This is a genomic window from Allonocardiopsis opalescens (assembly GCF_003002095.1).
Lineage (GTDB): Bacteria > Actinomycetota > Actinomycetes > Streptosporangiales > Streptosporangiaceae > Allonocardiopsis > Allonocardiopsis opalescens.
Map to the genome: position 1 here is coordinate 558914 of NZ_PVZC01000005.1, position 19444 is coordinate 578357.

Here is a 19444-nt window from a genome sequence, read left to right on the forward strand (position 1 = left end):
GTCGACCCAAGCCGCGTCCGGTCCGCCCAAGCCGTCTGAGCCGTCTCCCGTCCGACCGGCCCGCTCGCCCGAGCGCGGGCCGTCAGACGCGGCCGTCCTCCTCGGCGCGGCGCAGCAGGAACTCGCCGACCACCTTGTTGTGGCGGGCGTCCGCCAGCGCGTTGTGGAGGCCGGTCTCCTGCTCGGGCAGCCGTGGGTCGCCCAGCCGGACGGCCTCCTGCTTCAGGTCGAAGGCGAACATCGGCCACCCCGGCGGCCGGTCCTGGAACGAGCCGAACAGCCGCGCCGTCACCACGTAGTCGTACGGGCCGTACCACGCCCACAACTCCGGCCGCTCGACCCCGAGCACGAAGCCCGCGACCTCCTCGGCGATCAGGCTCTTCGGCTTCACACAGGGATCGCCGAGGTCGATCCCGGGCCACTCACCCGGCTCCCGGCCAGACCCGCCGCCCTCCGCCCGCGGCAGCGACGGAACGACGTGCGCCATCAGCCACGCGTCCTCCCTGACCCGCTCCCACGGGGCGTCCCGCGCGACGGCGTAGTACTCGGCCCCGTCCTCACGGACCATCCCGATACTGATCAGCTCGACGGTCCGCCCGTCCTCGATGAACTCGGTGTCGTAGTAGACGCGCGTCATCGTGCCGCCTCTCGGAACTCGCCCACCCGGCTGGAGCCGGCCGACCGCCGCGAACCCGAGCTGCCTGCTGTAGCTGTTGCTGCACCGGGCCTCGAAAACGACTCAGGGCGCCTCCCCCACTAAGGGAAACGCCCTGGTCAAACCCTGCGCGCTCGGGAGGATTCGAACCCCCAACCTTCTGATCCGTTCGACCACTTCGGCGATCAGCGGGCGAGCGGCCGGACGGCCGGTGAGCTGGGCTGACGGTCTCATGATCTCTCACGGATACTCGACGTCTCTCGGCCGCATGTGCACCGGATGTGCACCGCGCACGCTCGATATGCATCCTCCTTGCAGCTATTCGCAGCACATCGACGCTGTCCAGGCAGTCGAACATGAAACACCCCTGTCGCATATTGCGTCACAGGCGGGAGCACCGAGTTTGGTGGGCGATTCGCCGCCCCCAGTGGTGGTCACACATCACGTCCGCAGGCTGGTGCGCTGCGTCAGTGTCAGACCGTCCCCAACTGGTCCCCGCAGTGTCGGTGGTCGAACTCATACTGGTGAAATGGTACGCAAGATGACTCCGGCCCAGTTGAGGGCAGCGCTACAGAAGGCTCAGCGTAAGCAGAAGCAAGCGATCAGTAACTATAACCGCGAGGCCCGCAAGTACAATGCGGCTGTGAAGAAGGCGGTGGACGACTACAACCGGGAGGTGCGCAACTACAACTCCAAGGCTCGCGCCCACAATCGGCAGATTGAGAGCCAACGTCACCGACTAGACCAGGAAATCCGGCGCCTGAACTCTCGTCCGACTGGCTCCACATTCACAAACGTACGTACGTCGACGCAAAGCTTCGTCCGTACCTACAATTCCGTCGACGCCTCGCTCGCCACCCAGAGTCTCAGCCCCACGGAAGAGCATCTTCTCAACCTCGTCAGCGACGAAGCCGCCAACAGCGTCTACCTAGTCAATGCCCTAGACGGGGACGGCTCACCCCAGGACGACCTAAGCGAAGCGGACTTGCGCGCTCCAAGCATGACAGTTGAACTCTCGACGTTCGGAAACGATCTTGTGCAGCGGTGGACCGGAGCGCTTTTTTCACTTAGCCCTGCCAATCCTGACGCAGCCCGCCATTTTTGCACCAGCGCCCGCGAAGTGGTTGTCAAAATCCTGGACACCTCCGCACCTGACGACGAAGTTAAGAAATCTGATCCGAATTGCGAGATCACCAAGCAAGGAGCAGTAACCCGTCGAGCGAAGATCAGTTACCTGCTGAGCCGACACGGCGTCAATACCGAGCAAATCGCTGACGCAGTGAATGAGGACGTAAACAATTTGCTATCCTTGTTCCGAACCTTCAACGATGGCACGCACGGCCACGCAGGCCGGTTCACAATTACGGAATTAACGGCGATCCGCACACGCGTCGAGTCAGCCATCTCCTTCCTGCATCGAGTGGTCAGCGAGCCTTAAGTTATACAGGAAATGGAACGCCCAACTCCCAAACCTTCTCAAAGCTGTCGATGTAGATTTTCGCCAGTTCACCACTCCGGCGACCGTCAATTTCGAACACCGGACTGCTTGCAGCCGGGACCCCATAGACGTGTTGATTAACAAGCAACCGCTCGTCGACACGATACAGTGAATTATATAGCACCGTCCGATGAAGCCGAATTTGTATGCGCTGTTCATCAAGAATAGGGAGATAGAGCACTAGGGCATTGCGGACCTTGGCGGACATCGCGTCGCCGATCCGTTCTTCGTCACCCCGATGCTCGACCTGCGGACTTGACGGATCGCCGAGCAGGATACGGATCATGACGCCTGCAAGCGCCTTCCGCTCAAAGACGGCAAGGATTCCCGCGTCCTCGGCCAAGAAAAGGCCGCTGTAGACGAGAATCGCGATCTCCTTCTCGGCAGACTCGAAGTGCCGCAACCACACATCACGGGGAACAGCCCAACGGTGGGGGTAGAGCACCCCGTTGTTAAGGACGCCCAACGGTTGGGTGCCCGCTTCGACCTCTGGCCACAATCTGTATTCGGGCTCACCGACCAGATCGACCACGGCCCACCGGTGGCGCGGGTGGGGCGTGCGGCCAGCGAGCCATCTACGGACCGTCTTCGGGTCGACGCCGACGCGGGCCGCCACGTCGGCATCGGTCAGGCGGGCGGCCGCCATGGCGCGGCGCAGGGCGTCGTTCACCTTGTCCTCCGGTGCACGGGACTCCCGACCCTAACAGAAGAAGTCCCAAGACGTCCCTAGGCGTGGCATGGACGAGGTATCCATGTCCACCTGGCCGGACGAGAGTTCTTCCCGGAAGCGCCGCCCCGTTGGCGGAGATCATCGGCGCACGTAGGGAGAACGTCGTGGCAAGACAATCGAAGGTCTCGAACGACCGGAGCGTCAGCGGCGGCGCGGCTCCGGTCGGTCGCAGCGCCGACGCGGATGGGCCGGCCTTGTCGACAGGCCGAGTGCCGGACGACGCGGGACCTGTGGCCGGGCCGCCGCTGCCGCGACGGGTGGCAGGGGTGAACTGGCGCCTCGCACGCCATCTCGCTCACTGGGAGACCAGTAGATAGCGACCGTGGTTTTCGGGGAGCCGTTCCTCTACCAAGGCGGTGAATTTCCTGCCGGTCTGGCTTCCTAATCCCGAGGGTGACCACGCCACCGGATAGCAATCGCGACGGTGGTGGGCACCCTTTCGGTAAGAGCCGCCACATCAGATAGCTCATCTTCGGCACGCGCGTGCCTCGCATGTGAAGGTTCCCGGTATGCCCATACCCGCCTTGGTGCCGCTGGGAGAGGCAGCCCGTCTGTCCGGACGCCACCCTGAGACGTTGAAGGAGATGGCCGAGGCCGGGCAGGTTTTCGCCTTTTTCGTCAGCGGCCACTACTACTTTGACCCCGGCCGCCTTCCCGATCGCCCGCCTCTGCCCGAAGAACTGCGGGGGGAGCTACCGGAGTTGATGACCGCCCAGGAGGTCGCTCGGCTGTTCCGCGTGCATCCCAAGACCGTCACCAGTTGGGCGCGCCAAGGAAGGTTGCCGTACATCCGCACCTTGGGCGGACACCGGCGCTACGTAGCCGAGGACGTTCACAAACTGCTCGGCCAGCAGGACATCCACGGACAGCAGGGCAACGGAGAACCGTGACCGAGCCGGTCTTTTCCCATACCGAACAGCCCGTCCAGTTCGACCCAGCGAGCCTTGATTCTGAGTGTGAAACCTTTCATAACAACGCCTTTTCGCAAGGCGATTCCTAACGAGGATTGGAGAACCGTGGACTCGCCGCCCATTCAAATCGACCTGGACAACACATCTCATGACGGTGTACTTGTCGATGCCGCCGTGACGCTTCCGTCCGTGGTCAACTCCGTCCGCGTCGCCCGGCGATTCGTGCGTGCCCTTCTAGCCGGTACGCCCGTCGCGGACGACGGTGAACTCATTGTCTCCGAGCTGGCGACGCATGCCTTCTGGCGTACGTCGTCGCGATCGGTCGGACGGTTCCACGTCCACGTGAAGGGCGGTGACGGGGTATTCCGGATCGAGGTATACGACGATCCGGCCGGTCGGTACTCGCGAGAGGCCAATGACGCGGTCACTCACGCGATGAGCGGGTGCGAACTGGCGCTGGTCTCGCTGGTGGCGTCGCGGTTCGGCTCTCGGAGCGACCGCTTCGTACATCTGGTCTGGGCGGAACTGCACTGGGACGACGACGTGCCACGGGGACGTGCCAGTATGGCCCTGCCGGTCGGTCGGCGTACCTGTTGGCTGACCAAGATGCAGGAGGCGGCGGAGGATGACGCGGTGAGCCCACGGCCGACGGCATGGGGCGCGTACGCGCAGATCGCCGAGGTCCTGCGTCAGCGGATCGCGACCAAGGAACTCGTGCCGGGGCAACCGTTTCCGTCCGAGTCCGCGCTGTCCGCCGAGTTCTCCGTGGCACGCAACACGGTGCGTCGAGCGCTGGCCGAGCTGGAGGCGGAAGGGCTCACCCGCACGGTTCCCGGCACCGGCCGGATTGTGCGGGAGCCCGGAAGCACCGACGATGCCGAAGGCGCCCAACCGCAGTACCGCCGCATCGCCGCCGAGTTGCGCGCGCGGATCGACAGCGGCGAACTCGCACCGGGCGACCCTGTCCCGAGCGAGGCGACGGTGGCCAGGAACTTCCGCGTGTCGCGGGGCACCGCCCGCCAAGCACTCACCGATCTGGAAGGCGCCGGCCTCATCGTCGCGGTGCCGGGCAAGGGCCGGTTCGTCCGTGTCACTGAAGAACCCGAACGTTAGCCTTGCACATGTGGAACATGTCCAGTGGGCGCGTGACCTAGCCCGGCGCCTCCTCGAAGAACCGCTACCGCGCCGCTGGGCGCACTCCCAAGGCGTCGCCGAACAGGCTGAGTCGTTGCGGGCGATCACCGGTCAGGACGCCGATCTATTGACGGCCGCCGCCTGGTTGCACGACATCGGGTACTCGCCCGCTCTGGTGAAGACGGGCTTCCATCCGCTCGACGGCGCCCGGTACCTCCGCGACGTCGAGCAGGCCGACGAACGGCTCTGCTCACTGGTGGCGCACCACTCTTGCGCTCTCATCGAGGCGGACGAACGGGGACTCGCCGATGAACTGTCGCGGGAGTTCGCACTACAACCCAAGGAACTCCGGCAAGCGCTGATCTACTGCGACATGACCACCGGTCCGGACGGCGGCCACCTCCCGGTCGAAGGGCGGCTAGCCGAGATCAAGAAGCGCTATGGTCCTGCTGATGTTGTATTTCGCTTCATCGAGCGAGCAGAGCCGGATCTACTTGATGCAGTCCATACCATTGAGCAGCAACAAGCGAATCGGCCAACCTAGTTCAATAGAGATGAACTCCGAAGGGTCATATAAATCCAAGTCGGAAGCCCCGATACGCTGACGCTTTATGACACATCGGGGAAGCTTTGGTTAAGCCACTGCTGCACAGAATGCGGAGTGGTCCGGCCATGTTGCCGAAGGACGTCAACTATATCCCTGCCACACACAAGGGATATAGGGTGGCCATCCTCTCGAATTTCCTCCTGGACCTGCTTATGGAAGTACGATGTAGTCACGAGGACCCCGAAGTTCCGGTGCCTCAAACGCGAGATTAGACGTGAGGCCTCTTTCACCCCTACAGCATTGGTAGGATCATAGCACTTGGCCTCAAGCGCGAAATCGATGGAAATCGTATTCGCCGGCGGCCCCAGTATATACTCACCCACGGCATCACGTCCGCCGTCGCGGCTCGGACGTGTCACATCGCAAACTCCGGTCCGCGGTGCAAGCAGGCGCCAGATCGCCACCGCGCAAGCTTCGAAGGCATGCTCGCGGCCCCGGAAATACTCTCTGATAAGCGCCAATATCTTCTGGCCCTCACTGTCCTCGGGCAACTGCTCCTTCTTAGACCTAATAACAGTTGTGGAGGGGGCAAGTAGCGGGCGATAGGTGCGGCGTTCAACCCAGTCCCGCCAAGCTGCCGGACAGTCGCCTTCCAGTGTATCTCCACCCGCAAGAACATGCTGGATCCATGAGCGCGAGATTCGCGCTTCGTCGAGTACGGTGAATCGAGCGCGATAGTTCTGAAAACGGTGCCCTGCAGTCGAGCGCCAGATAGCAGCCAACTCGTCATCAGAAGTTAGATTTGGACCGCCAGGAGCGAGCAGCCCCCGGAAGCGCACAGCACGACCCGCTGTCGACGCCTTCTGAAAAAGGAGGAATGGCGGAACTCCTGCGCCACGTTCAGCAGGGTCGCCATGCGAAGCCGCAAAGGCATCCCGAAGAAGCATATTACCGGACCGGGGCGTGTCGTGAAGATCTCTCCCCGGAGTCCTATTGTCGCCATAATAGGTGAATGTACCGGTCTCCAGATCCAGATAGTCAGGCCAGTCAATCTCGCCACCAGTTGTGTAGAGGACACTGAGCCGGACCGTGCCCTTCGCCGGAGATCCCCTATGGCGAAAACCCCCCTGGTTGCCGACGCCAGGTATCAGTTTGGAAATCGGATCGTCGCCAGCGTTCCGTTGTGATCCACCAGCGTAGACAGCATCCACTACCAGGTCGGCATCCGGCAGGTCTCTGAAGGGGATATGCGGCTCGGAGCCAACAGCGATACTCATAGCTATATATGTATCAGTTATCCGATATGCGGTGTTAGGGGATCTTCAAGATAGCGCTTGACTCGCAACTGCATCGACCGATCCATGAGGTACGTGGCGAGATCCGTCTTAGGCACCCACCGGACTTCCTTGGATTCGTCGCTCGGCGTCGGCTCGCCGGACACCGGGCGGGCGGTGAGGACGATCGAAAATTCCTGTCGGGCTTCGCCGTTGCTGGTGTAAAGGATGACGTGCTTGGGGTCGGTGTAGATGCCGGAGATGCCGGTGATCTCGCACTCGACGCCGGTTTCCTCGCGGGTCTCGCGGATGGCGGCCTGCGGGAGGGATTCGCCGAGGTCGATGGCGCCGCCGGGGACGGCCCAGTTGTCGTTGTCGGTGCGGCGGATCAGCAGGATCTCGTCCTGGTCGTTGACGACGATCACGTTCACGGACGGGACGAGGCTGTTGGCTTTCGGGGCCTGCGGGTCGTCGTAGTAGTCGATTCTGCGGGCCACGACTCTCCCTGTCGTCGGTCAGTCCAGGGGGCGGGCGCCCTCCCAGACGCGTTCGAAGCTGTCGACGTAGGTGGTCACCATGCCACCGCCGGCCACTTTACGCAGGTGGAAGACTGGCGCGTTGCCCGCTGGGGTGCCGTAGATGTGGGTGTTGACGAGCAGCTGGTCGTCGGCCCGGTAGATCGAGTTGTACAGGGTCGTGCTGTGGAGGCGGATCTCGGCGCCGTCGGCGCCGCGGAGCGGCTTGTACAGGACGATCACGTTGCGGATCTTCGCGGCCATGGCGTCGCCAATACCCTCGTCCGCACCGCGCTGGGCGACCTCGGCGCTGTCCGGGTCGCCGAGCAGCACGCGGACGCGGACGCCGGCCGCCGCCTTGTCGGCAAGCAGACGCAGAAGTCCGGAGTCGTCCGCGAGGAAGAAGCCGCTGTAGACGAGGATGCCGATCTCGCTCTCGGCCGAGGAGAACAGCCGCGACCAGGCGTCGCGCGGCACCGCCCAGCGGTGCGGGTGGATGGCGACGATCTCGCTCTCGGACGCCGCCGCCGTCTGCTCTTTGGTGAGCCCTTCGGGCCACAGGTAGGTCTCTTCGACCTTGAGCAGAGCCGCGACGGTGTAGCGGTGCTTGCGGTACGGAAGGCGGCCGTTGATCCAGCGCTCGACGCTCTTGGGGTCGACGCCCACCTTCTCGGCGAGCTGGGCAGGCGTCAGCCCGCGCTCAAGTAGAGCCGCGCGCAGCCTCTCGTTCGCCATGGACCCCGTGTCCGTAGGACGTCTCAGGACGCGCTCACCCTAGCCGGGACGTCTCGCACCCGTCCAGTCAGGTACTGACCGTGTCCGGCTCACCTGGCGGATGCTCATCACCGTAAGCCGAAACAGCGTCCGCAGCACCGGATTCGAATCGGGCGATCACCCCTCTAACGGCAGGTAGGTGATCGATCGGTTGAGAGAATCTGCACATGTTATACATGTATAGATTCTCCGCTATCCGGAGTCGCGGGCCGACACGAGAGGGGGATCGTGCGAGACCGGACCACTGAGCGAGATGACGACCGCTGCCTGTGCGGGGCTCGGGCTGAGAAGGACCGGCGGATGTGCCGCAAGTGCCGCGCCCGGATGCGCTGGCAGCGACGCGTGGCAAAGGCGCGCCAAGCGGCCCGTGACGCCGACGCCGCCCGCTTCGCCCTGGCCCTGTACCGACCCGTTCCGCCGCTGATGGAGGTGAGTGCATCGTGAACCGCAACGCCGTCGAACTGGTGCCCGCGAAGCGGCGCGGCTTCGGCCGCCGGGGCGCCGTCGAGGTCGTGGGCGTGAAGACGCGCCCCGACGACCACTTCACCCGGCTGTGGCCGAGCGACGACACCGACGCGCTCTACCGGATCGTCATGCTCCCTATCCGCGTCGTCGCCCTGCTCATTCTCTGGGCCACCTCATCGCCCGGCCGCAGCGGCTTCGCCTTCATCGTCGCTGCGGCCGTCACCGCCTACTTCCTGCTGTGAACCGCCGATTCGGAAGGAGGTACCCGTGATCGTCTCGCTTTCGGCCGTCGTGATGCTCGCCGCCCTGGTCTGGGGTCTGTGGCGCTTCGCCGGCCTGCGGCTGTGGCACGCCGCCGTGTGCGTGTTCCTCGGCTTCTATCTCGCGTCGAGTTCCGTCGGTCCCTACATCGAGCAGGCCGGGCAGGCCGTCGCCTCGTTCCTGTCCGGCCTGGACTTCTGAACGGTTCCCGCATGCCCGGCTTCCGAGCGAAGGGAGACACGACAACGCCCATGACGAACCGATCCACCGCCCACGCGTCCGTTGACCTGGAGGCCGTCCGCACCCATTACCGCCTCGCGCTGCTCGTCCGCTCGTTCCACACCCTGTGGACGTCCGTCGCCGACATTCCCGTACTGGTCGCCGAGATCGACCGTTCCCGCGCCCTGCTCGACCTGACCAGCGGCCAGTACGCCGACCTGGTCGCCGCCGCCCGCGCCACCCTCGCCGCGCACGGCGACGGCGAGGATGACCCGCTCTGGTACCTCCGCGATGAGCTTGCCGCACATGGACGGCTGCCCGACGACGCGTCGCCGCAGTACCTCGCGCTGACCTGGGCGCTCCGCCGTGCCGGGGGTGTCCGATGAAGCGCCGCCGCCGCTGGGGTCGGCGCCGCGACGCCGAGCCGCTGCTGATCATGACCGATGACGGGTACCCCGGCGAGGTCCTGGTGCTCGTCGGCCGGTGGCTGTTCCGGTACCGGTCCGAGTTGGGGCCGGTGGCGCTTGCCGCCGCCCTGTTCGTCGCCGGTTGGGGGCTACACGGGTCATACCGCGCGTGGTGGCCGGCCGTCGCCGTGGCGTCGGTGCTGACGGCCGCCGGGATACTGGCGAGCGGCCGGGCGTGGCTCGACCGCGCCGAGGAACGCGGCTACGCCGCCGCCGTCACCGCGTCGGCCGGAGGCTGGCTGACCGCCGCCACCTACCTCGGCCCTGGCACGGAACCGCTGCCGCTGCTGCTCCTGGTCGGCGTGGTCGTGTCCGGCCTTCCGTGGTGGCGCCACCGGCGCCGCCGCGCCCGGGTGCACGTCGAACGAACCATCGCCGCCTGGCCCGACCTCGGCGAGACCATCGGACTGCCCGGGTCCCGGATGCTCTCGGCCGTGGTCGACCGGTGGGGCTGGCGCGCCAGGGTCGCACTGCGGCGCGGCCAGAGCTTCGCCGACGTGGTCGACCGGGTCCCCGCCATTGAGTCCGGCCTTGGGACACGTCCGGGCGCGGTGCGCGTCGAGCCCGACCCGCACCGCGCCGACCGCTTCGCGCTCCGGGTGCTGGCCGCCGACCCGCACGCCCGGCCGGTGCCCTGGCCGGGCCGCCCCGCGTCAGGTGCGGCCGAACCGCTCGCGCTGGGCGTGTTCGAGGACGCCGACCCGGTCCGCGTCCCGCTGCTGCGGCGGCACGCCCTCATCGGCGGGATCGCGGGATCGGGCAAGAGCGGCGTGCTGAACGTCGTGCTGGCCCACCTGACCGCCTGCCTGGACGTGGTGGTGTGGGGCGTCGACCTCAAGGGCGGCATGGAGCTGGCACCGTGGCGCGCCTGCCTGGACCGGCTCGCCACCACGCCCGCCGAAGCCGCCGCCCTCCTACGCGACGCCACGGGGGTTCTCGACGCCCGTGCCGCGCGGCTGGGCACCACCGGCACGCGGGTGTGGGAGCCGACTCCGGACGCACCCGCTCTCGTGATCGTGGTGGACGAGTACGCCGAGCTGGCCGAGGAAGCGCCCGCCGCCACCGGTCACGCCGACTCGATCGCCCGGCGCGGCCGCGCGGTCGCCGTGACCCTCATCGCCGCCACCCAGCGCCCCACCCAGGCCGCCATGGGACGCGGCGCCGTGCGCTCCCAGATGGACGTGCGGGTCTGCCTGCGGGTCCGCGAACGCCGCGACACCGACCTTGTGCTCGGCCAAGGCATGCACGCGGCCGGCTGGCACGCCCACACCCTCGACGAACCCGGAAAGTTCCTCGTCTCCGCGCCCGGCTTCGACAGCCCGCGCCGCGCTCGCGCGTATCTGCTCACCGACGACCAGATCCGCACCCTCGCTCACGCCCACACCGAACGCCGCCCGCCGCTCGATGCCCTCTCGGCGGACGCCGTCCGGCGGACCGCGCCCCTCACCTCCGGAGCACCACATGACGCGGTCGACACCGACCCCGCCGACGACCCCGAAAGCCGCCTCTCCGACGCATTGGCCGACGCGCCGCCGGACGGCCGTTCCGTCGCCGACCTCATGGACGCGACCGGCATGGGCCGCACGTGGGTCTATGACCGGCTTCAGCAACTCGCCGACACCGGCCGCGTCGTCCAGGTTGCTCGCGGCCGCTGGCGCGGCACCGATCCGACCTGACCACCTCGCACGCACGTCCGCTCGTCCGCGTCCGCCGCCCGCCTCACGCGCCTGCGCGCGTAGGGCGGCGGACCGACGACGGACGTCCGCGCGGACGATCCCCACCGCCGATCGAAGGGAGGACCACCACGAGAACACGTCACCACCCGATTCCCGCGCCCCGACCCGTGCCGCACGCCGAGATGGCGGACGGCGGCGAACCGCTCTGGTCCGTCCGCGAAGCCGCCGCCTTCCTCGGCGTGCCGGTCCGCACCCTCTACCAGTGGCGCTACCGCGAGGCCGGGCCGCCGTCGCACCGCATCGGACGGCATCTGCGCTACGTGCCCGCCGAGGTGCGCGCATGGGTTCGCGAGCAGCGCTGAAAGAAGACGAGCAGTGGCCCGCGTATGGATCTACGACCGGACCAACGATGCGACGTACCGCAGTGCCGTCGAAAAGGCACGCAAGGCCAAGAAGGACCCACCGGGACGCTGGCAAGTGCGCTGGTACGACCCCAGCGGCAAGCTCAAGACCAAGACGCTCGCCAAGAAGCCGGACGCCGAGCGCCGCAAGACCGATATCGAGAACAGCCTGGCCGAAGGGTCGTACCGCGACCCTTCGGCCGGGAAGGCCAGATTCCGGGACGTGGCCGAGACCTGGCTGGCCGCTCAGTCCGATCTGAAGCGCTCGTCCCGGGCGAAGTACCGCGATGCCCTGGACGATCACATTCTCGAACGATGGGGCGATCTCCCCGTATCCGCCATCACCTTCGACGACGTCGCCGTTTGGGTGTCCGAGTTGCAGAGGTCGCGGGAGCGCGGCGGCAAGCAGCTCGGCGCCTCGCAGACCCGGACCGTCTATTCGGTGCTGTCGATGGTGCTCGACTGGTGCGTTCCTCGACGGCTGGCCGCCAATCCGGCCAAGGGCGTGCCTCTGCCGAAGCTGCCGCCCAGCGACCATGTGTATCTGACCTATGTGCAGGTGGAAGCGCTGGCCACGGCGGCGGGCGGCCTGCGCACGAAGTACGACCGGCCCACGGCGGCGGCCCGGGTCAATCGCGCCTTGATCCTGCTGCTCGCCTACACGGGCCTGCGCTGGGACGAGGCGTCGGCGCTCCGCGTCGGCCGGGTGGACCTGGACAAGCGCCGTATTCAGGTGGTCACCGCCTTCAACGAGGTCGACGGCGAGCTGTACGAGGACACCCCGAAGACCGGCGAGCGGCGCGCGGTACCGATCCCCGCGTCCCTGGTGGCGGAACTCAAACCGCTGATCGACGGCCGCGATCCGAACGACCTCGTGTTCACCAGCGCACGCGGGAACGCCTTGCGGCTGCGGAACTGGCGCAGGCGCGAATTCCTGCCCGCCCGCAAGGCGGCCGGCCTCGACGCACTCGACCTGACCCCGCACAAGCTCAGGCACACGGCCGCGTCGCTGGCGATCGCTGCCAGGGCGGACGTCTACGTCGTCCAGAGGATGCTCGGCCACGCCAAGCCGTCCATGACGCTCGACGTCTACGGGCACCTGTGGCCGGACCGCCTGGACGAGGTGGCCGACGCCATGGACGCGCGGCGGATCGAGGCCATGGCCGAAGCGGTGGACCAGGGAAACAGCAGAACGGCCGCCCCGAGTGGTGTGCACTGAATGTGCACTGCTCAGTGACGGCCATCTTGTCCGGACTGCGGCTACCGCCCTGACCTGGGCTTCACCGGCTGTCTGGCGCGCTCGGGAGGATTCGAACCCCCAACCTTCTGATCCGTAGTCAGATGCTCTATCCGTTGAGCTACGAGCGCTTGTTCGGTTGTGGTCGGCCCGGCTGCCGGGCGACGTTCAATACGGTACCACTTTGCGGTGACTGGCTTTGACGGTTTTTCGCCGGGGCGCGGGCCGGACGCGTCCTCGCCGTGCGGGCGAGGGCGCGTCCGGGCGGGGTGGCGGGGCGGGTCAGGTGAAGGTGACGTCGGAGCAGGAGACGAAGAACTCGCCGACGAGCCTGCCGGTGTCGTCGGCAGGGCCGCCGTGGCCGCCCCAGACGTTGACGATGGCGTGGCGGCCGGTCCGGAAGGGGAGGGCCTCGGTGGTGTAGTCGGTGATGGCGGCGTCGCCGTGGGTCTCGGTCATGAAGGGGACGGGGTCGAGGTCGTCCCAGGACAGGCCGCGGTCGGGTCGCCAGCCCTGTTTGGTGATGAACCACTGGTGAGTCCAGGTGGCGTCCACGTGGTGGGCGGTGTAGTCGTAGCCGAAGGTGTACTCGCGGGCGGCGGCGGGCAGGGCGGTGGTGGGCCAGTCGCCGGCGAGGTCGAGACCGGCGAAGGCCGGGTTGCCGGCCGAGGCGACGTCGCCGCCGCGGAAGAACTTGCGGTACTCCAGGTAGGAGCCGTTCCACGGCGGATCGGCGATCATGGCCGCGGCGGGCGGCATGACCTCCTGCCAGGTCGTGCTGGTGTTCAGTTCGCGGGCGCGGCGGCAGATGTCCGCCGGTTCGCGGTCGCGGATGGCGCGTACGGCACGGCTGGCGGGGTGGCCCACGCTGCCGTGGCGCACACCGGAGACGCCGATTCCGTCGCCCCGCGCGCTCTGGTCCGGTGCGAGGCTCGGGTACGGCCCGCTCTCGGCTAGATGGACCGCGGTCTCGTTGGTGAAGTCCGTCCACATGCCGTCGCCGAGCCTGGCGCGGATCTTCACCCGGTACTCGGGGGCGGGGTCGGTGCCCAGGCACACCCAGTGGGTGCGCGCCAGCTGCCAGCCCGGTGCCCAGCCGGGCCAGTGCAGGCCGACGGTCTGCTTGATCGCGCCGCCGTCGATCCACACCTCGTAGTGGTGCGGGTAGGGCGGCCGGCCGTCGTTCCAGTCCGACGGCGGGGGCCATTCGCCGCCGCGGTTGTCGCCGACGGTCCACTGCAGTTGCACGCCGTACAGGGTGGTGTCCCCGTCGGTACGGTGTGCGGCCGCCGCGCCGAGCGAGTGCGGGGCCACGAGTTCCTGAGTCTTCGGGTTCATCGACTCTTCCTTCGCCGTTCGGTCGGGTGGACCGAGAGGGGGAGGCGCGCCGTCCCGGTGGCGGCCGGGGCTCGTCGCCCGCCACCACAGGGCAATGACGCTGTGTGCTGCCATCTGCGCTCAGAGTAACTAATAGTCGCCGGACCAGCTTGGTATCTGGACTGGTTAACTATGGAAAAGCCGCTTGTCGGCGCGCATCCGGTCGGCGGGTGGGACGAATCGATACGGATCGACGGGACGATCGGCGTCCGCCGGGCTTCTCCGTCACTTCGGGTGGTCCGCGCCCGCGGGGTCTCGCGGCGAGGTCGCGACTCGGCGGTTTCCGTGCACGGCGGGCGCCGCGTTCGGGCGCTCCGCGCGGCGGTCGGGCGGCGGTGCGGGGCCCGGCGGGTCAGGCGGAGCGCTCGAACACGGCGGCCTCCCGGTCGGGTTCGAGGACGACCTCGATCAGCAGGTCGGAGTAGTCGCCGTCGCCGAGGTGGAAGCCGTAGCCGCCGGTTGCCGTCTCGCCGGCGGCGATCGGGCCGTCGAGGGGGTCGCCCAGGACGTCGACGTCGAAGACGTTGTCGGTGGCGGTCGCGTCATCGCCGGTGACGGCCGAGACCAGGGCGATGGCGATGTTGATCTCGGAGTCGGAGCCGTTGTCGACGGTGACGTCGACCGCGGCCATGGGCTCACCGGGCACGCCGCCGGCCGCCACCTCGCTGATGGTCTCGACGCGTGCGGCGGACACCTCGACCACCACGCCGTCGGGGTAGCGGTGGGCGTCGTCCGGCGCGGCTCCGCCGCCTGGTTCGGCCGCCGGACCGGCGGCCGGCGGGGGCACGGCGGGGGCGCGGGTGCCGGGCGGGGTGGGGGCGGCGCAGCCCGCCGCGGCCAGGGCGAGCAGTACGGCGAGCAGCGCACCGCGCGTGCGGCCAGCGGGCATCGGACCCGTCCTTCCCGGAATGGGACCTGTCGCCAGGAATGTACCCCTGCCGGGCTGACCGGAGCTGCGCACGGCGCTTGGTGTCCGAACCGAGACCGGCCGCGGGAGCGCCGACCGGGGCGCGGCCCGCCGGAGGCGCCCGTCCGTGCGCGCGAGCGCTCCGGTCGCGGCGGGCCGGCCGGCCGTCGGATCGTCGCGGGGGAAGCCCCTTGGTCAATAGGGTTCCGCCGCGGCTTGCGCCGCGCAAGACCCCGATCGCGCCGCTGCGCACGCTGTGGCGGGTTTTTCTGATGCCGTCGGCATCCGCGTGCACCGGCCCCATGTCGGCACGAACTCTCGGGGGCCGGTCCACTCGCATGGAACCCGCCACAGCCGGCCGTAGAAGGAGCTCCCCCGGCGCTCCACCTCGCACAGCCCCGTAGCCCGCCGCCCAGGTCCCCCGACCCGGGCGGCGGGCCGCCCCCCGCACGGCGGGCGCCGCAGCCGCCTCTCCCTCGGGCGCGGCGCCCGCCGTGCTTCGGGCCGGCCGCCGGTGCCGCCTCCCCCGGGGAGGCGGCGCCGCCGGAGTGCGGCGGTGCGGCGGCCGGGCCGCCGGCGCCTGATCCCGCCCCCTCTTCGGGATCCGCGGCGCCGGCGGCGTCCAGGCCGGCCGAGGCGGGCCAGTGGGGCGAGCACGCCTCGTCGTACGGCCTGGATGGTCGTCAGGCGGTCGGCCGCGGCTGTCCGCGCGCGGCCGGTCCGCCGTGCGGCCGTCGGGGCGGGTCCCGGTTCACGGCCGCTCCATCAGCTTGTCGAGCAGCCGCGCGGCCGACTGCCAGGTGGCCGGGAGCGGCCGGGTCCACACCCGCGCGCGGTGCTCGCGCGCCATCACCCGGCGCAGCTCCGCGATCCGGGCGCCGAGCCCGCCGCTGGACTCCACCAGGCCGACCGCCAGCCGGGCGTCCAGCATGCACAGCGTCTCGCCGCCGGTGAAGACGCGCCGGAGCTCATGTCCGATCACGATCGCCCAGGCGATCCGCCGCCACGGGTCGCGGTGGCCGCCGGCGTCGACCAGGACCAGCCGCCGCGACGACACCGCCGCCTCCGCCGAACCCGCGCCCCGGTACAGCTCCCGCAGCCGGGTGCGCAGGTAGGCGGCGTTGGCCAGGCCGGTGAGCGGGTCGTGGCAGTCCGCGCCGAGCGCCCCGGACAGGCCGCACTCCACCCAGCCCTCCGCCACCATCTTGACCAGCCGCAGCGGCGGCTCGCCCCAGCCGAGCGCGGCGCACAGCGCGCCGAGGTCGTCCAGGGCCGCGCCGAGGCCGACGCCGGCCCGTGCACGGCACCGCCCCAGCCGCTCGCACACCGCGTCCAGCGGCTCGCCGCGCACGGCCGCGCTGGTGACGGCGTCGACGGCCGGCGACCACCAGTCGTCGGCCATCGTCCAGCCGCCCGCACGGCTCAGGCCGCGCCACTCCTCGCGCAGCCGGAGGTGGGGCGGCACGGCCGGCGCCCGGCTCACGTCCGCTTCCATCCGCGCCTCCTCTCACCGCGCCGAACCCTCGCCTCCGGCCTGCCAACGGGCCCGGGAGCGCCCCCGCTGCACCCGCGCCCGTCCGGAGTGTTCATGAGAAAGACGGCGTTCGGCTCCGGTCATGACACGGAATACGGAATGATTTTGCGACGGAGTTTTCCTGGGAGGGGCGGGGCATCGTGGGGGAACAGCGATGAACGACGCACAGAGTGGTCACGCAGCGTCGCTGTCGAGTGACGCTGAGCTGATCGCTGAGATCCGGCGGGGCGATCCCGACCCCTACGGCATCCTCTACCAGCGCCACGTCACGGCCGCCCGCGGCCTGGCCAGGCAGCTGGTCCGCGGCGAGTCCGAGGTCGACGACGTGGTCTCCGAGGCCTTCGCCCGGGTGCTCGGCGTCATCAAGCGCGGCGCCGGCCCGCACGACAACTTCCGCGCCTATCTGCTCACCTCGCTGCGCCGCATCGCCTACGACCGCTTCCGCGGCGAGCGGCGGCAGATCGTCACCGACGACGTGGAGCGGCTGGACCAGGACGTCCCCTTCGTGGACCCGGCCCTGGACGGGCTGGAGCGCTCGCTGATCGCGCAGGCATTCCTGTCGCTGCCCGAGCGCTGGCGGACCGTGCTGTGGCACACCGAGATCGAGGGCGGCAAGCCCGCCGAGGTCGCCCCCGTCCTGGGCCTGTCGTCCAACGGGGTGGCCGCACTGGCGTACCGGGCCCGCGAGGGCCTGCGCCAGGCGTACCTGCAGATGCACCTCGCGGGCGGCACCGCCGACAGCGCCTGCCAGCCCGCGCTGGACCGGATGGGCGCCTACATCCGGGGCGGCCTGGCCAAGCGCGACACCGCGCTGGTCGACCGCCACCTGGAGACCTGCGCCGACTGCCGCGCCGTCTACGCCGAACTGGTCGACGTGAACATCGGGCTGCGCGGCGTCGTCGGCCCGCTGGTGCTCGGCCCGACCGCCGTCGGCGGCTACCTGGTCGCGCTCCAGACGGGCGCTGCCGGCGCGGGCGGCGCCTTCGGCTGGTGGCAGCGGCTACCCAAGCAGCAGCAGGCCGCGGCGGCCGGCAGCGCGGCCGTGGTGGTGGCGGCCGTCTCGGCGCTGGCGCTGACCGGCGGCGAGGAGCCCGTCCCCGACGAGCCCGCCGCGGCGGCGCCCGCGCAGCCCGAGCCGCAGCCGGCGCCGGGCGAGCCGCCCGCCGGCGCCCCGCAGCAGGCCGCGCCCGCACCGCCGTCCGAGGCCGGCGAGGCGCCGCAAGCCGCCGATCCGCCCGCCCCCGAGCCGGACACACCCGGCGAAGCGGCGCCACCCGCCGACACCGCCCGCTTCGAGGTGGCGATCGACACGGTGGGGGCGCTGGTGCCCGGGCGGTCCGGGCTGATCGCGCTGACCGTGCTCAACACCGGCGGCGACGCCGTCGACGACCTCTTCGCCGATATCGACCTGCCCGACGGCGTGCTGCTGGCCCCGGCGAGCCGGGGCGGGTCGAGCGCGCGCTTCCGCAACGCGGCCACCGGCGACGACTGGATGTGCCGGACGGCCGACGCCGGCGCGGCCTGCGCGCACGGCCCGCTGGCCGGCGACACCGAGTCGACGGCCTACCTGCGGGTGGACGTCACCCCCGACGCACAGACGGGCGAGCCGCCCCGCGTGTCGCTGCGCTCGGGCGGCATCGCCGCCGAGGCGGCGGGCCGCAACGGCGTGCAGCCCGACGGCATGCCCGCCCGCTACGCCACCGACGGCCATGTGCGCACGACCGCCGTCGGCAACGCCCTGCTGACCTGCGACGCCGACCACCCCAAGCACGGCGCGGCCTGCGCCGAGGCGCGCGAGCGGCGCGGCGAGCGGCGCGACAACGACTTCTGGCCCATGGTCCCGCTCGACCTCGACGACGACCCGGGCACCGCCACGTCCAGTTCGGCCCGGGTGGAGCTGCCCGGCGGGGAGGTGCGCTGGGCCGGGCTGTACTTCTCCGGCACGGGCGAGCCGGCGTCGGCGCGCGCGCGGGTGCGCGGCCCGGGGGCGGGCGGCTACACCGAGGTCGCGGCCGACGAGGTGGCCGCGGCGCGGCTGCCCGGCTACCCCGCCTATCAGGCCTTCGCCGACGTCACCGAGCTGGTGCGCGACGGCGGCGCCGGCGAGTGGTGGGTGGCCGACGTCCCGGGCGGCACCGGGGTCGGCCACTACGCGGGCTGGACGCTGGTGGTGGTGGCCGAGGACGCCGACGCGCCGTTCAGCCAGGCCATGGTGCTGGACACCGCCAGGAGCGTCTTCCGCGATCCCGACGGCTTCGCGCTGCCGGTGGCCGGGCTGATCCTGGCGGCCGCGCCCGCCGACATCTCCGTCGTCGCCTGGGAGGGCGACGCCGACCTGGCCGGCGACCGCGTACTACTGGGCGACCGGGCGCTGCGCGCCTCGGGTTCCGACCCCGCCAACGCCTTCGACAGCTCGGCCGCGGGCGCCGTCGGCCCGCCGATGACCTTCGGGGTCGACGTCGCGGAGTTCGCGGCGCCGCTGCCCGACGACCCGCGCATCCGGCTCGCGACCGAGGGCGACGCGATCATGGCCGGGGTGGTCACGGTGACGGCGCCTATGCGCAACTAGGCGGCGGGTCGGTAGTGGATACCGGTACGTGCGGGCGGAGGTGGGTGAGCGCGTCGGGCCTGCGGCAAGGGACGTGATGTCGACGGACGGCAGGCCGACTCCGTCATCCGGCGGCTCGTGTCGACGCAGACCGGGGCGCGCGGGGTCCGGGGCCGGGGCGGTGGCGTCCCCGCAGATGCCGAGAAACCAGTCACGGCGTGCGCCGCGACGCGTTTTGGGCCTTGCGGGGCACAAGCCGCGGCGGAACGCTATTGACCAAGGGGCTTCCCCCGCGACGATCCGACGGCCGGCCC

General features: G+C 69.6%; 19 protein-coding genes and 1 tRNA gene. 11 read left to right on the top strand and 9 right to left on the bottom strand.

Annotated features, from left to right (window positions below; all coding sequences use genetic code 11):
• Positions 1–82 precede the first annotated feature (82 nt).
• Entirely contained in the window at positions 83–637 is a 555-nt protein-coding gene (locus CLV72_RS19460) for a 3'-5' exonuclease family protein (protein WP_106248286.1), read from the bottom strand.
• 547 nt (positions 638–1184) lie between these two features.
• Here CLV72_RS19460 and CLV72_RS19465 point away from each other — a divergent pair.
• Positions 1185–2093 carry a pPIWI-associating nuclease domain-containing protein gene (locus CLV72_RS19465; RefSeq protein WP_106248289.1) on the top strand — a complete coding sequence of 303 codons (909 nt, stop codon included), beginning with the start codon at positions 1185–1187 and terminating at the stop codon, positions 2091–2093.
• 1 nt (position 2094) lies between these two features.
• On the opposite strand, the gene CLV72_RS19470 is transcribed toward CLV72_RS19465, so the two are convergent.
• Positions 2095–2823 (bottom strand): helix-turn-helix domain-containing protein, encoded by a 729-nt coding sequence (locus CLV72_RS19470; protein WP_245930310.1) that lies wholly within the window; start codon positions 2821–2823, stop codon positions 2095–2097.
• Between the two features lie 569 nt (positions 2824–3392).
• Here CLV72_RS19470 and CLV72_RS33975 point away from each other — a divergent pair.
• The 3 genes from CLV72_RS33975 to CLV72_RS19485 all read left to right on the top strand — a co-directional run bounded on the left by CLV72_RS33975 (position 3393) and on the right by CLV72_RS19485 (position 5472).
• Entirely contained in the window at positions 3393–3773 is a 381-nt protein-coding gene (locus tag CLV72_RS33975; protein ID WP_425428084.1) for a BldC family transcriptional regulator, read from the top strand.
• A gap of 126 nt (positions 3774–3899) precedes the next feature.
• A complete protein-coding gene (locus CLV72_RS33820; protein ID WP_342755675.1) occupies positions 3900–4907 on the top strand; it encodes a GntR family transcriptional regulator in 1008 nt (335 codons plus the stop codon).
• A gap of 10 nt (positions 4908–4917) precedes the next feature.
• The gene (locus CLV72_RS19485; RefSeq protein ID WP_106248291.1) at positions 4918–5472 is read left to right on the top strand and encodes an HD domain-containing protein; all 555 of its coding nucleotides are present in this window, start codon (positions 4918–4920) and stop codon (positions 5470–5472) included.
• Between the two features lie 65 nt (positions 5473–5537).
• On the opposite strand, the gene CLV72_RS33980 is transcribed toward CLV72_RS19485, so the two are convergent.
• From CLV72_RS33980 to CLV72_RS19500, 3 genes are read right to left on the bottom strand one after another with little or no spacing between them, the layout of a single operon-like run.
• Positions 5538–6752 carry a restriction endonuclease gene (locus tag CLV72_RS33980; RefSeq protein WP_106248294.1) on the bottom strand — a complete coding sequence of 405 codons (1215 nt, stop codon included), beginning with the start codon at positions 6750–6752 and terminating at the stop codon, positions 5538–5540.
• Between the two features lie 17 nt (positions 6753–6769).
• On the bottom strand, positions 6770–7246 hold the full coding sequence (locus CLV72_RS19495; RefSeq protein ID WP_106248297.1) for an NUDIX hydrolase: 477 nt from the start codon (positions 7244–7246) through the stop codon (positions 6770–6772).
• Between the two features lie 18 nt (positions 7247–7264).
• Positions 7265–7999, bottom strand: a complete 735-nt coding sequence (locus tag CLV72_RS19500; protein WP_106248300.1) for a helix-turn-helix domain-containing protein — start codon at positions 7997–7999, stop codon at positions 7265–7267.
• Positions 8000–8478: 479 nt separating this feature from the next.
• Here CLV72_RS19500 and CLV72_RS19505 point away from each other — a divergent pair, with 479 nt between their 5' ends.
• The 6 genes from CLV72_RS19505 (at position 8479) to CLV72_RS19530 (ending at position 12746) form a co-directional block, all read left to right on the top strand.
• Positions 8479–8745, top strand: a complete 267-nt coding sequence (locus CLV72_RS19505; protein ID WP_106248303.1) for a hypothetical protein — start codon at positions 8479–8481, stop codon at positions 8743–8745.
• A 25-nt stretch (positions 8746–8770) separates the two neighbouring features.
• Positions 8771–8965, top strand: a complete 195-nt coding sequence (locus tag CLV72_RS19510; RefSeq protein ID WP_106248306.1) for a hypothetical protein — start codon at positions 8771–8773, stop codon at positions 8963–8965.
• A gap of 50 nt (positions 8966–9015) precedes the next feature.
• Positions 9016–9369, top strand: a complete 354-nt coding sequence (locus CLV72_RS19515; protein WP_106248308.1) for a hypothetical protein — start codon at positions 9016–9018, stop codon at positions 9367–9369.
• Positions 9366–11126, top strand: coding sequence for an FtsK/SpoIIIE domain-containing protein (locus CLV72_RS19520; RefSeq protein WP_106248310.1), 1761 nt, complete (start codon positions 9366–9368; stop codon positions 11124–11126). Before CLV72_RS19515 ends, CLV72_RS19520 begins: the two co-directional genes overlap by 4 nt.
• Positions 11127–11293: 167 nt before the next feature.
• On the top strand, positions 11294–11488 hold the full coding sequence (locus tag CLV72_RS19525) for a helix-turn-helix transcriptional regulator (RefSeq protein ID WP_425428085.1): 195 nt from the start codon (positions 11294–11296) through the stop codon (positions 11486–11488).
• Positions 11489–11501: 13 nt separating this feature from the next.
• Positions 11502–12746, top strand: coding sequence for a tyrosine-type recombinase/integrase (locus tag CLV72_RS19530; protein WP_106248313.1), 1245 nt, complete (start codon positions 11502–11504; stop codon positions 12744–12746).
• 73 nt (positions 12747–12819) lie between these two features.
• On the opposite strand, the gene CLV72_RS19535 is transcribed toward CLV72_RS19530, so the two are convergent.
• The 4 genes from CLV72_RS19535 to CLV72_RS19550 all read right to left on the bottom strand — a co-directional run bounded on the left by CLV72_RS19535 (position 12820) and on the right by CLV72_RS19550 (position 16543).
• Positions 12820–12895 (bottom strand) — tRNA-Arg (locus CLV72_RS19535).
• 151 nt (positions 12896–13046) lie between these two features.
• Positions 13047–14102: a lytic polysaccharide monooxygenase auxiliary activity family 9 protein gene (locus tag CLV72_RS19540; protein ID WP_170141035.1), complete on the bottom strand. Its 1056-nt coding sequence runs from the start codon at positions 14100–14102 to the stop codon at positions 13047–13049.
• A 391-nt stretch (positions 14103–14493) separates the two neighbouring features.
• Positions 14494–15030 carry a DUF4352 domain-containing protein gene (locus CLV72_RS19545; protein ID WP_106248318.1) on the bottom strand — a complete coding sequence of 179 codons (537 nt, stop codon included), beginning with the start codon at positions 15028–15030 and terminating at the stop codon, positions 14494–14496.
• 769 nt (positions 15031–15799) lie between these two features.
• Positions 15800–16543 (bottom strand): hypothetical protein, encoded by a 744-nt coding sequence (locus tag CLV72_RS19550; RefSeq protein WP_106248321.1) that lies wholly within the window; start codon positions 16541–16543, stop codon positions 15800–15802.
• A gap of 193 nt (positions 16544–16736) precedes the next feature.
• Between CLV72_RS19550 and CLV72_RS19555 the strand changes: the two genes are divergently transcribed.
• Entirely contained in the window at positions 16737–19151 is a 2415-nt protein-coding gene (locus tag CLV72_RS19555) for a sigma-70 family RNA polymerase sigma factor (protein WP_106248323.1), read from the top strand.
• Positions 19152–19444 lie beyond the last annotated feature (293 nt).

Coding starts and splice junctions, on each gene's coding strand:
- CLV72_RS19555 (WP_106248323.1), top strand. CDS start 16,737: ATGAACGACGCACAGAGTGGTCACGCAGCGTCGCTGTCGAGTGACGCT.
- CLV72_RS33980 (WP_106248294.1), bottom strand. CDS start 6,752: ATGAGTATCGCTGTTGGCTCCGAGCCGCATATCCCCTTCAGAGACCTG.
- CLV72_RS19515 (WP_106248308.1), top strand. CDS start 9,016: ATGACGAACCGATCCACCGCCCACGCGTCCGTTGACCTGGAGGCCGTC.
- CLV72_RS19540 (WP_170141035.1), bottom strand. CDS start 14,102: ATGAACCCGAAGACTCAGGAACTCGTGGCCCCGCACTCGCTCGGCGCG.
- CLV72_RS19545 (WP_106248318.1), bottom strand. CDS start 15,030: ATGCCCGCTGGCCGCACGCGCGGTGCGCTGCTCGCCGTACTGCTCGCC.
- CLV72_RS19550 (WP_106248321.1), bottom strand. CDS start 16,543: ATGGAAGCGGACGTGAGCCGGGCGCCGGCCGTGCCGCCCCACCTCCGG.
- CLV72_RS19520 (WP_106248310.1), top strand. CDS start 9,366: ATGAAGCGCCGCCGCCGCTGGGGTCGGCGCCGCGACGCCGAGCCGCTG.
- CLV72_RS19500 (WP_106248300.1), bottom strand. CDS start 7,999: ATGGCGAACGAGAGGCTGCGCGCGGCTCTACTTGAGCGCGGGCTGACG.
- CLV72_RS33975 (WP_425428084.1), top strand. CDS start 3,393: ATGCCCATACCCGCCTTGGTGCCGCTGGGAGAGGCAGCCCGTCTGTCC.
- CLV72_RS19465 (WP_106248289.1), top strand. CDS start 1,185: ATGGTACGCAAGATGACTCCGGCCCAGTTGAGGGCAGCGCTACAGAAG.
- CLV72_RS19460 (WP_106248286.1), bottom strand. CDS start 637: ATGACGCGCGTCTACTACGACACCGAGTTCATCGAGGACGGGCGGACC.